11 protein-coding genes are annotated in these 12,693 nt (G+C 34.8%); 6 read left to right on the forward strand and 5 right to left on the reverse strand.

All coding sequences use genetic code 11. The features are described 5' to 3' along the window. Positions 1 to 18 precede the first annotated feature (18 nt). From IQ247_RS28270 to IQ247_RS28280, 3 genes are all read right to left on the reverse strand, one after another. Entirely contained in the window at positions 19 to 1,299 is a 1,281-nt protein-coding gene (locus IQ247_RS28270) for a cytochrome P450 (RefSeq protein ID WP_193925066.1), read from the reverse strand. A 230-nt stretch (positions 1,300 to 1,529) separates the two neighbouring features. Further along, positions 1,530 to 2,762 carry an MFS transporter gene (locus IQ247_RS28275; RefSeq protein ID WP_193925067.1) on the reverse strand — a complete coding sequence of 411 codons (1,233 nt, stop codon included), beginning with the start codon at positions 2,760 to 2,762 and terminating at the stop codon, positions 1,530 to 1,532. Between the two features lie 406 nt (positions 2,763 to 3,168). Beyond that, positions 3,169 to 3,384 carry a peptidoglycan-binding domain-containing protein gene (locus tag IQ247_RS28280; RefSeq protein ID WP_193925068.1) on the reverse strand — a complete coding sequence of 72 codons (216 nt, stop codon included), beginning with the start codon at positions 3,382 to 3,384 and terminating at the stop codon, positions 3,169 to 3,171. A 284-nt stretch (positions 3,385 to 3,668) separates the two neighbouring features. On the opposite strand from IQ247_RS28280, the gene IQ247_RS28285 reads away from it, so the two are divergent. The 4 genes from IQ247_RS28285 (at position 3,669) to IQ247_RS28300 (ending at position 8,484) form a co-directional block, all read left to right on the forward strand. Next, complete coding sequence (locus IQ247_RS28285) at positions 3,669 to 5,051, forward strand: cytochrome P450 (RefSeq protein ID WP_193925075.1); 1,383 nt, start codon at positions 3,669 to 3,671, stop codon at positions 5,049 to 5,051. A 265-nt stretch (positions 5,052 to 5,316) separates the two neighbouring features. Next, on the forward strand, positions 5,317 to 5,403 hold the full coding sequence (locus IQ247_RS32920) for a pentapeptide repeat-containing protein (RefSeq protein WP_265579713.1): 87 nt from the start codon (positions 5,317 to 5,319) through the stop codon (positions 5,401 to 5,403). Further along, the gene (locus IQ247_RS28295) at positions 5,367 to 5,645 is read left to right on the forward strand and encodes a CHAT domain-containing protein (RefSeq protein ID WP_228060119.1); all 279 of its coding nucleotides are present in this window, start codon (positions 5,367 to 5,369) and stop codon (positions 5,643 to 5,645) included. The genes IQ247_RS32920 and IQ247_RS28295 overlap by 37 nt, the downstream gene beginning before the upstream one ends. 64 nt (positions 5,646 to 5,709) lie before the next feature. Next, positions 5,710 to 8,484, forward strand: a complete 2,775-nt coding sequence (locus IQ247_RS28300) for a CHAT domain-containing protein (protein WP_193925069.1) — start codon at positions 5,710 to 5,712, stop codon at positions 8,482 to 8,484. Between the two features lie 27 nt (positions 8,485 to 8,511). On the opposite strand, the gene IQ247_RS28305 is transcribed toward IQ247_RS28300, so the two are convergent. Further along, complete coding sequence (locus tag IQ247_RS28305; RefSeq protein ID WP_193925070.1) at positions 8,512 to 8,865, reverse strand: four helix bundle protein; 354 nt, start codon at positions 8,863 to 8,865, stop codon at positions 8,512 to 8,514. Between the two features lie 87 nt (positions 8,866 to 8,952). Further along, on the reverse strand, positions 8,953 to 9,714 hold the full coding sequence (locus IQ247_RS28310) for a DUF928 domain-containing protein (RefSeq protein WP_193925071.1): 762 nt from the start codon (positions 9,712 to 9,714) through the stop codon (positions 8,953 to 8,955). Positions 9,715 to 10,068: 354 nt separating this feature from the next. On the opposite strand from IQ247_RS28310, the gene IQ247_RS28315 reads away from it, so the two are divergent. Next, positions 10,069 to 10,386, forward strand: coding sequence for a hypothetical protein (locus IQ247_RS28315; RefSeq protein ID WP_193925072.1), 318 nt, complete (start codon positions 10,069 to 10,071; stop codon positions 10,384 to 10,386). Positions 10,387 to 10,555: 169 nt separating this feature from the next. Then, positions 10,556 to 12,693 (forward strand): two-partner secretion domain-containing protein (locus IQ247_RS28320; protein WP_193925073.1); only part of this gene is annotated, 2,138 nt, incomplete at its 3' end.

Consider the following 12,693-nt stretch of genomic DNA (forward strand, 5'->3'; position numbering starts at 1 on the left):
CCCCATCCCCCCATCCCTTCAAACGTGGTCGTGTCCCCACAAACCTTTCGCATCTCTGGGAGAACTAAAACCAACTTGTAAATGCTTCGGTCCGTGGAACACAATATTATCTGCCCATTCAATTGCATCTTCTTTTAAATGCAAATTAGGCAATCTATTTAGTAAAGTATTTAAAGCAATAGTGACTTCAGCACGAGCGAGTGTTGAACCCAAGCAGAAATGAATCCCGCTACCGAAACCGCAATGTTTAGATGTTTCTCGTTCAAAATTCAATTCATCGGGATTTTCAAACTGTTCCTCATCTCGATTCCCAGAACCCAACATTAAATTAACGCTATCACCACGTTTAATAACTTTACCGTCAATTTCAAAATCCGAATAAGCCCAACGACTCACCATTTGTACCGGAGAGTCATATCTCACCAACTCATCGACAGAGGAAGGAATTAATTCTGGGTGCGATCGCAATAATTTCAGTTGCTGGGGATGACGCAATAAAGCCAATATTCCCTTACTAATCAAATTAACTGTAGTTTCATGACCTGCGGTTAATAAATGAATGCAAGTAGCAAGTATTTCTTCATCGTTTAACTTATTTCCTTCATCCCGTGCCTTTACCAAAGCAGTAATTAAATCCTTACCCGGTTCAAGGTGTCGCTTTGCTATTTCCTTTTTAAAGTATTCAATAAATCCTTGTGTTGCAGCTTCCGCTTGTTCGTAAACCGACGGAGATGGTGTGAGACGAGAAGCACTAGCGTGTTGTAATGCTAAAGCCCATTGTCGGAATAGTGGACGGTCTTTGGGGTCAACTCCCAACATATCGGCAATTACCATGATTGGTAAAGGGAAAGCAAAATCTTCTACTAAATCCATCTCCCCTTGTAGATGAATTCGATCTAATAAACAATCAGCTATTCCGATAACGGCAGGTCTAATATTCTCCACCATTTTGGGAGAGAAAACCTTATTTACAATAGTTCTTAATCTGGTATGAGTAGGAGGGTCACGGAATACCATCCAATTACTGACCATCGAACTAAAACCACCATAAGCCTTTGGTACAGGAGAACCTTCACCATCATTTCTCACCTTACTAGCTTCCCGACCAAATTTCGGACTTTCCATTACCTTCATGACATCCCGGTATCGGAATAGATACCAAGCACCAGGTAAATTGGGATTTGCAGACATTCCCCAATGTACTGGGTCTGCTTTTCTGTAATAACTATAGAAACTGTAAGGATCGCTAATTACTTCTTTAACAAATGGATTTAATCTTTCAATTGTAGAAATAGACATATTTACCAGCACAAATTTGATCTGTTAATTTTTAGTTAGGGGTGAAGAATTTTGAATTATGCAATTTGAGGTAAAATTTCTATTGCACCCAAGTGAAAACCGCTATAATTCTGCTTCCTAGGCTCTAAGTGCTGATTATTAATTAAATTCTCTATACAACCATAAATACACAAAGACGTTGCAGTGCAACGTCTCTACAGAGGTTTGGGGTTGTGTGATTGGTATTTTATCTAAACTCTTGGGGATTTTGAACTAATTAAGAAACTGAATACAACCAGCGCGATCGCAATTACAACAGCACCGATATAACAAACTCCTTGTATTCCCCAAACTCCAAAGATGATTCCCGCAAAAACTGGACCTATAGCTCTTCCTATGGATTGCACTGTAACATTGAGGGACATAAAACCAGCACGATAATCTGGAGGAGCAAATTTAGCTAAAGATGCTTGAAGTGAAGGAAATGCTAGAGCTTCAACTATACCGATGAGAACACAGGGAATTACCAGCATCGGAATAGAATTAACTGTGGGAATGATGCATAAAGCTATTGAGAAAATAATCAAAGATATTTGGATTAATTTGATTTCCGAAACTCTATTGGCTGCTAATCCCACAACAAAAGAGAAAACAGTCAAAGATATGGCATTTGTAGTTAAAATAATTCCAATTACCGCACTTGAAGCACCCAATTTATTTTCAGCCATTACCGGAGTAAAGGTATAAAATGCTCCAAACTCTACCATGAACAAAGTAATTACCGCAAAAAATAAGGCTAAAACATCACGATTTTGAATAATTTTAGTAATATTTTTGACATAATTGACCAATTGAAATTTTTGAGTATTCTTTTCTGTTCTAGGCAATTTTAGTTTTAACATTACTAATAATGCAACGGGAACAGCTAATAGTGAGAGTAGAAAAGGATATCGCCAACTAATACCCGCTAACATCCCTCCCAAAGCGGGATAAATAGTTGAACCAACACCAATTGCACCAGCATTCACAGCCATAGCTGCGGTGAGTTTTTTGCCAGTATATAAACTACCAATAATTGAAAGTACTAAAGATTCCAAAGAAGCAGCACCAATTCCTTGTAAAATTCTCCATTCGATCAGACTACGAAAATTTGGCGCAAAGGTACATAAAACACCCCCTAGAGAAAATACCAACAGTGAAGGAATGAGAACTTGTTTAAATCCAAAACGGTCTGCTAATACTCCAAATATTGGAGTTCCCAGGGCAACAGGCATTAAAAAAGCTGCCATAATAAATCCCGTTTGTTCAGCAGATATATTTAATCCTTTAGCGATGTTTGGCAGAATTGGACTAACGCTAAATAATGGTAGAATTGCTATCATCGTCATACTGACAACAATTAACAGATTTTTATCTTGAAAAATATTGTCTTTTACTTTAGTCTTATTAGCTTGAGAATTAGTTTGTTTTAATGATATAGTCATCTTGATTATTCCCTTATAAATATCAATAAATTACACATAATTACAGTGTAAATATTGGATTGAACTATTATTTTTTTTAGGGGAATCAGAAAAATATTATGCATTAAAAATTGTTTTTATAGCAGTGCAAAGAAATTTTATAAATGGTTGTTAAATTATTCGATGATTTGTGATATTGTCATAATTAAAACATAATGAAAAACCCAGTTTTTTTCAAAGAAATGGGTTTTTTAGCTGATTAAATTTTTTCTTCTGTAGAAGCAGGACTACTAGATTGTATCGCAATACTCACTTCGTAATTCCCAATGGAAAATGCGGTGTGGCTGTGCATACCGCATTATTTCCGTCCTAAACATCTCCCTTACGGGTAGATGTGTGGCTTCTTTTTGATTTAGCTAAATTCAAGTTAAATAGCAGGAGCGCCCAACTTCCGACCAGTTTCCGCTCCTACTACTCCATCTACAGTTAAGCCGTTATCTTCTTGAAATGCTTTAACTGCATTTTCGGTGGATTCGTCAAAGTTGCCATTCACAGCAAGTTCATAGCCTCTTGCAGATAAGTCTTTTTGTAAACGCTCTACGTCTGTACCATTCATACCGCGACTTAAAGTTTGAGGTGCCATTATTCAATACTCCTTTTTGTTCGATTAACTTTGTGGTCTCATTGAATATGTAGGGAAAGGGTTTTTCGGTTTATGCACTCTTGGGATAAAAAATTGATCGAAAATAGAAACTGTAAAACCTTAATTTTTTGTGGGATAACAAGTCGGGTTTTTATGCGGATTTTCTGATGTTACGGATATTTATAGCGTAAAAACCCGACTTCTGTGATTAGATTATTTTGTCCTCACAAACGCGCTTGCTATGTTAAACAATATTTAAGACACAACAAAATATGAGTGATTTTATGCAGTTACCCAATTTTCTCAAAACTCCGATGTTTCAACAACGATATGAATGGATTACCAAGCCTTTGGATTTCATGGAAAAAGCTGTGAAACAATATCCTGATCTATTCACTTCTCAGATATTGGGTGCTAATAAACCGATTATATTCGCTAACCATCCCCAAGCAATTCAAGAAATTTTAACTAACGATCGCAAAAAATTTACAGCCCCTGGAGAGGCAAATAAAACTTTACAGCCATTGGTTGGTGACTATTCGGTAATGTTACTCGATGGATCTCGACACAAGCGCGATCGCAAATTATTAATGCCCCAATTTCACGGGGAAAGAATGCAAACCTACGGTGAACTCATTTGTCATCTTACAGAAAAAATATTTAGTCAACTACCGCAAGATAGAGTTTTTACTGCTCGTGATGTGACATCAGAAATTTCTCTGGGCGTGATGTTACAGGCTGTATTCGGTTTGCACGAAGGAGAGCGCTATCAACAAATTAAGTCATTAACAATTGCGATGCTGGATTTGTTCCGCTCACCTCTGGCTTTTGGCTTTTTATTGTTTCCGGTTTTACAAAAAGATTTGGGTAAATGGAGTCCTTGGGGTAATTTTTTACGGCAAAGAGAGCAGTTGGACAAATTGCTTTATACTGAGATTAACGAAAGGCGTTCTCAATTAGATAATACAACTCGTGTTGATATCCTCTCGTTATTGATGTCTGCAACAGATGATAACGGTAACTCCATGACAGATCAAGAGTTGCGCGATGAATTGATGACATTGCTGCTTGCTGGATACGAAACTACTGCTACAGCTATGGCTTGGGGATTATACTGGATTTATCAACAGCCCCAAGTGCGAGAAAAGTTACTGCAAGAATTAGATAGTTTGGGAGAAAACCCTGACCCCATAAATATATCTAGGCTCCCGTATCTCACCGCAGTCTGTAACGAAACTTTGCGGATTTATCCCGTAGCATTAGTAACTTTTGTCAGAGAAGTGCAAGAACCTGTAGAATTATTAGGATATCAAATAGAACCAGGTAACGAGATTTGGGGCTGTATTTATCTCCTGCACCATCGAGAAGATTTATACCCAGACTCTAAGCAATTTAAACCAGAAAGATTTATCGAAAGACAATTTTCACCTTATGAATTTATGCCTTTTGGTGCTGGAGCTAGACGCTGTATTGGTTATGCTTTAGCGGAATTTGAAATGAAGTTGGTATTAGCCAAAGTAGTTTCTGGTTACAATTTGGCTTTAGCAGATAATCAACCCGAAAAACCTCAGCGTCGGGGAGTGACTTTGGCTCCTGCAAAGGGCGTAGTCATGAAAATGGAAGGAATACGCATGGTTGAAAAGTCAGCGGTTTCTGCTGCAAATTAATTTTGTGACAAACCTATCATTAATGTAGAGACGTAGCACTGCTACGTCTCCAACATTCTGAAAGCAACACTTTTTCATTATCATCCGCCAAGGAATACAAGCTGCTTTAGGAGCCGGAGCCTTCGCCTTCGCAAGTTCTTATATTGGTTGGCGAGCTATCAAAGGAGATAAAAAGCACGCTATCATCCGTAATTATGCTGTTGCTTTTGCGGCGTTCGGCGGTACAAGTTTTCGCAATGCCGATTTAACTGATACAAATTTTACCTTGGCAAATCTGAAAAATTCCGATTTTAGAAACGCGATTCTGACTCGTACTTGCTTCCGAAAAGTGAAAAAACTCGACTTTGTATAGAATGTGTGATTTTGAATGCTTGTTATTCCGAAGTGCAAGCAACGGCAATTTCACAATATATTCCCTACGTAATCGGGATGAATAAAGCCATCGGAGATAAAGCTGCGATTGAATTTGTAGTGGGTTTCTACAGCGCTTTAGCTGCTGGTGAGTCAATTGATTTTGCTTACAAACTCGGATGTAACGCGATCGCAATGGCTGGAATTCCAGAAAATTTAACTCCTGTACTCAAAGTGAAGTAATTTAATCTCAATTCCGCCCAGAATTACTATAAGGTAAGATATGTAACTAAAAAAAAGCCAAAAGATGCGATATCAAAAATGGCTCTCTACAATAATTTTATTTGCTCTGGCAGTTTTATTTACTTTCATTCCTGTTTTAGCTCCCAAAGCTGATGCTGAATATATTTACCAAGATATTTATGATTCTACTTATATTGCTCAAAATGAGATAAATCCACAAAATTTACTGGATAAAGGTAAAATACTTCATGATGCAGGGAAGTTTAACGATGCGATAGCGGTTTTAAAGCAAGCTGTACAAGTTTTTAAAAATCAAGGGAATCAAATTAAACAAGCTATTGCATTGAGCAATCTTTCGTTAACTTACAAGCAAATTGGAGAATATCAGCAGGCTTTGAGTTATATTATCCAAAGTCGTACATTATTAGAAAATCAACCAGATTATCAGCAATCAAAGCATAAATTACAAGTATTTGCTCAAATTATAGATATTCAAGCTAACTTACAATTAACATTAGGAAAACCTTTACTAGCCTTGGATAATTGGAAACAAGCTACGACTATTTATCAACGAGTAAATTTTAAAGATGAAAAAATCCGGAGTTTAATCAATCAGAATTTAGCATTACAAGCATTAGGACGTTATCGTCAAGCTCATAAAATTTTAGCAGAGTTACTTCCAGAATTAGATAAACAACCAGCTTCGATGATAAAAGTTACAGCATTACGAAGTTTTGGTGATGTTCAATTACATTTAGGTGAAATTGATGCTTCCTTAAATACTTTGCAACAAAGCTATAAAATTGCACAAGAAATTAAATTAAATTTTAATTTTAATGAATATAATACTCAAATATCTGAGATATTACTAAGTTTAGGCAATGCTCAACGTGCCAAGGGAAATAGATTGCATTATCGTCTACAAAATACAACAAATTTTGCTAAAATAGCACCATTATTTTATGTTAGTAAGCCAATTTCACCAGAGGTGAGAAAATTATATCAACAAGCCGTAAAAACCTATGAGAAGACTATAAATATATCAACATTACCTGTAATCAAAGTTAAAGCACAATTAAATTTACTCAGTATATTAATAGAACTTGAAGAATTTTTAAACGCTGGTAAATTATATTCTCAATTACAGTTGATAATAGATAAATTACCTATATCAGAAACATCGATTAATTCTCGTATACATTTAGCAGAAAATTTATTATTCTTAAAACAAATTAGTCCTAATAATGCACCAGAATGGCAAGATATAGCTCAAATTATAGCCGTAGCTATTAAGCAAGCAGAAATTTTGGAAGATACGAGATTACAATCTTACGGAATGGGTGTTTTAGGTAGCGTCTATTTACAAACAAATAATTTAAATTATGCTCAACAATTAAGTGAAAAAGCTGTTAATTTAGCTTTGGCAATAGACGCAAAAGATATTGCTTATCTTTGGCAATGGCAGTTAGGATATATATATAAAGTTCAAAACAATATTACTGAATCTTTAAATTATTATTCTCAAGCTGTTAATAATATTAATGATTTACGGAGTGATTTACTAATTCTCCATCCAGATATTCAATTTTCATTTCGAGATAATGTTGAACCAGTATACAGACAATTAGTTGATTTACTTTTACAATCACCCAATTTCCAGAATATAAATCAAACAAATTTAAACCAGAAAAATCTCAAACAAGCTCGTGATGTCATTGAAGCATTGCAATTAAGAGAAATCGAAAACTATTTTCAAGAAGCTTGTTTACAAGCTAAACCAGAAATTATTGATACGGTAGTTGATCAAAGTGATACCACAGCAGCAGTTATTTATCCAATTATTTTAGAAAACCGTTTGGAAATAATTCTCAAACTTCCCAATCAAAATCAATTTAATCATTACACAACTTTTATTCCAGCAAATGAAGTTGAAGAGACTTTAGAAAAATTGCAATATAGCCTCAGACAACCAGAACAAATTAATCAAGTAAAAAAAATATCCGCAAAAGTTTATAATTGGTTAATTCGACCATTAGAAGTAGATTTAGAAAAACACAATATAGAAACATTAGTATTTGTCTTGGATGGAAATTTTAAAAATATTCCCATGGCTGTACTTTATGATAATAATGTATCGGGAAAAGCACCAAAATATTTAATTGAAAAATATGCTATTGCTCTAACTCCAGGTTTGCAAATGTTAAAGCCAAAACCTTTACAACAACAAGATTTAAATATTCTGATGGCTGGAGTCACCGAAAAGCGATTAATTGAAAATAAAGAATTTAATCCTTTGATAAATGTACAATTTGAATTACAAAAAATTCAATCACAAATACCGAATAATAAAAAACTCTTGAATCAATCATTTACCGATATCAATTTAGAAAAACAAATTAATTCTGCTAAATATACAGTAGTTCATATTGCCACTCACGGTAACTTTAGTTCAAACTTAGAAGAAACTTATATTCTTGCTTGGAATAAACTACTTAAACTCAAAGACTTGGAACGGTTATTTCAAATTAATACAAATACAGATTCTCAAACTATTCAATTATTAGTTCTTAGCGCTTGTCAAACGGCAGATGGAGACAAAAGGGCAACTTTAGGACTTTCTGGAATTGCTATACGTGCAGGTGCAAGAAGTACATTAGCTACCTTATGGGCTGTTGAGGATAAGTCTACGGCTGAATTCATGAGTCAATTTTATCAAGAATTACTCAATAATAAATTTAATAAAGTAAAGGCTTTACAGCAAGCTCAAATTAAGCTTTTAAAAAATACCGAATTACCCATGATTTGGAGTCCTTATGTATTAATTGGTAATTGGCTTTGACAGTTATCAGTTATCAGTTATCAGTTATCAGTTATCAGTCATTCTTGTTTTTTTTAGGATGGAGAAGAGTATTTTACCGATTTCGTCTGCATCTTCGTATATGCTGCGAAATGATTTTTCATCAAAATACCCTGTATCTTTTAATAAAGAAATCCAGTACTTAGTTTCTAGACATTCTTTGTAAGCAATAGATATTTTAGCAGAAAAATCTGCTGTTGATATGGCTCCATTCGCTTCCGCTATATTTGCTCCGATAGATGTACCACTTCTAATTAATTGCTTGGATAAAACAAATTCTTTTTTCTCTTTTATCAGATATTTGTATGCATTAACAATCCTGATAGCAAACCGATACGCTTTATTATATGCCAAGCTATTCATCAATCACGGATACACTAATCATGTTTAACTTATGCATTATAACTGATAACTGTTAACTGTTAACTGTTAACTGTTAACTGTTAACTGTTAACTGATAATTGGTTTATTTGATAACTCTTTTAAATCAATATTATTGAGCAATTGTAACCAGTATTTTGCAAGAATTCTATTATCAGGATTTGCTTGTTTGAGTTGAGCTAATTCCGTTAAAGCTGAATACCAAATATCATTTTCAACGTAGAAAGCAAAGCGTTGTTCAGGTGAATAATTTGCAATTAACTGCTTTTGTTGTAAAGGTTGAAGTGCTACTCTTTGCACCCATCCACGCACGTAAATAGGAATAGATGATTTATCGGGTTTACAATATAGTTTAAAATACCATTGATATATTTTATCCGTTTCTAAAGATTTTTCAACCGGGAGACTAATGCTATAAATACCTTCACCTTTATCAATTGATAAATCAGTCTGATATACATTATTATCAGCTTCATCTTGCAAAACAAATTCACCGTTAATAGGTATCTTGCTTGGTTGATACGGAATAAATAACCAAAATGTGGGATTTGCTTCCACTACTTTACCTACTTTGTTTTCCGGAATTAACGCAGTTAGTGGTATATTTGTAGCAGGACAACCGTTACGGCTACCCATTCCTCTTCTTCTAGTTGGTCTTCCTCGATTAGAGCCACTTTGTTGCTTTTTATTCAACTGTATTGGTATTTTCGGCGCATTTCTACTAACTTGTGTTTGCGATGCTAGTCCTGATTGATTCGAGGTTGTGATGGCGATCGCCGTTAATAATGGAATCAAGCTAAATATAATTATGTTTAAGTTTTTTCTTTTCATAAAAATAATTCTCCTGCAAAAAGTCATAGTTACCTTTATCTAAAAATTAAACATCAAGCAAACTAATTGTTGATTAAGCTAATTTAGATAGTTTATCAAAGTGTCTATATGATTCATAGAAAATAAATATGTAACTTATGCAGTTCAAGCAAAGTTAATAGTATTTCCCTCTGACTCTCTACTTCAAGTTCTTTTTATACAGCTATTTAATTAGCATAAACTTGTATGAAAAAACATCTATTTGTAAGTCACTCACCAACAACTGCATAAGTTAAATCTTTTTGCATCTATTAAAAAGCGTAAGACTAAATTGCATTAAGTCTACAAATCTAGCAACTATAAGGAGAAAAAATTATGACCGCGCAACCATTGCAACCAACCCAAAACAGCGAAGGACTAATGATCAACATGGATAAAATCAAGCAATTAAAGGAAGAAATTGATCAACATATGGAGGAAGCAATCAAAAACTCGAATCTACCTGATTTTTTTGCTCGCAAAGGTTTGATTGAAAAAACTTTGAGAATTGAAGTTATGCTTGACTTAAATCAAATCCGAAACACAGATTATATTAAAGAACAGGAACTGAAAGACGCTTTACGAGAAATACCTGGTAAAGAGCTTAGCATCAGATGTTGCTATCCCTGTTCTATAGGTTGGTGTAGGTGTTAACTTTTGCTAATTATGTTTTGAGTACGAAAAAATTAGCCAAATAAAATTATTTAGTTATAACGCTCAACAAGTATTTATATCCCTGACTTTTGAATAGAAGTCGGGGATATTATTTTGATATATTTACAACTGTGGTATTTTGTTTAAAAGTGCAATATAGGAATAAATTATGCTTCCGAAGCATTGCTTTCACAAACTAGCATTTACGACTATAGTCATTTACGCTAATTCTGTTAGCGCCCAAATCGTTCCCGATGCAACTCTACCAAATAATTCGAGCATTACAACACAAGATAATATTAAAATTATTGGAGGTGGAACCCAAGCGGGAAGTAATTTATTCCACAGCTTTGAAAACTTCTCCGTACCTACTGGTTCAACAGCTTATTTTAACAATCTTGCAAATATTCAAAATATTATTACCCGGATTACAGGTCAATCTATTTCTAATATTGATGGTACAATTCGCGCTAATGGTACGGCAAATTTATTTTTAATTAATCCGTCGGGGATTATTTTCGGAAAAAATGCTGTTTTAGATATTAATGGTTCCTTTTTCGCAACTACCGCAAATAGTATTAACTTTGCTGATGGTACCAAATTCAGCGCTACAGAACCCCAAACTACACCTTTATTAACTATAAACGTTCCTACGGGATTGCAATTTGGTGCCACAGCTGCACCCATTAGTAATCAATCCCAAGCATCTTTGAATGGTGCAACTAATTTCTTTGGTCAACCTGTTGGTTTACAAGTATCCACAGGTCAAACATTAGCGTTGATTGGCGGTGATATAACATTAGAAGGTGGTAATTTAACCGTAGACTCAGGAAGAATTGAATTGGGGAGTGTTGCTCCTAACAGTTTTGTTAAACTTAATTTAACCAATCAAGGTTGGGTTTTGGGTTATGAAGGTGTAGAAAATTTTCAAAATATTCAATTAATTGGACAAAATATTGATGATTCGACCATTGGATCGATAGTAAATACGAGTGGTAAAAATGGCGGTGGTAGTATTCGATTACAAGGTAGTTCTGTAGAATTAGTCGGGAATCCCGTGATTTTAAGTACTGCAACAACAGATGACACAAATGCTGGAGACATCACAGTTAATGCAACAAAATTAGTTGTTATGGATGGCGCTCAAATACTAGCTTTTACTTCAGGTAAAGGTGCGGCTGGAAATTTAACTGTAAATGCTACTGATTCTGTAGAATTAATTGGTGAATTTATCAACCAAGATATTACTTTAGCTAGTAGTTTGATTAGTGCTACTGCTGGTGAGGGAAATGGAGGAAATCTTACTATTAATACAAGTAGATTACTCGTTTCTAATGGAGCAATAATATCAGTAGAAACTTCTTTTCAACCTGGAAGTGATAATTCAGAATTTATTTTAGCAACGGGGAAAGCTGGTAATTTAACTGTAAATGCTTCTCAATTTGTAGAATTAGTTGGTAAATCAGCAACAAATAGGAGCAGTACCCTTGTATCTAGAACATCAAATTCAGCAGATGCTGGAAAAATCACAATTTCTACCAAGCAATTGATTGTTAGAGATGAAGCTGAAATTACTGTCAGCAGTTTATTCCCAAAATTTCCACCAACTATTAATTTTGTCGGCAATACAAGTAATTTAGGAAATGCAGGAGAAATTAATATCATTGCCGATTCTATACTTTTAGACAATCAAGGCAAACTTGTATCTGAAACCGACTTAGCAAAGGGAGGCAATATTAACCTCCAGTTACAAGATTTACTATTAATGCGTCGCAACAGTCAAATCTCTACCAATGCTGGAATTGCCCAACTTGATGGCGATGGTGGTAATATAACTATTAATATTCCCGATGGTTTCATAATTGCCGTCAACAATGAAAATAGCGACATCACTGCTAATGCTTTTACAGGTAGTGGTGGTCAAGTTAATATCAATGCTAATAGTATTTTGGGAATTCAACCACGCAGTCGAGATGAGTTAATCACACTTTTAGCCACCAGTAACCCCAGGGAATTAAATCCCCAACAACTTTTAACCAGCGATATTACCGCAATTTCTCAACAAAATCCTAATTTAAACGGTGAATTAAATATTAATGGGATTGATATACAACCTCCAACGGAATTAATCGAGTTGCCAACCATACCAGTTGATACGAAAATCTCTCAAGTTTGCAAACCCCGTGGAGGAAATCAAAGCGAATTTATTTTTACTCGAAATGCTGGTTTACCTCCTTTACCTCGTGAAGCTCTCGGTGTTAATTCTCCTTTGGATGTTGATTGGGTTAACGGGGATGGGGAGATGGG

It is taken from the genome of Plectonema cf. radiosum LEGE 06105 (genome assembly GCF_015207665.1).
Classification (GTDB): Bacteria; Cyanobacteriota; Cyanobacteriia; order Cyanobacteriales; family Nostocaceae; genus Rivularia; species Rivularia radiosa_A.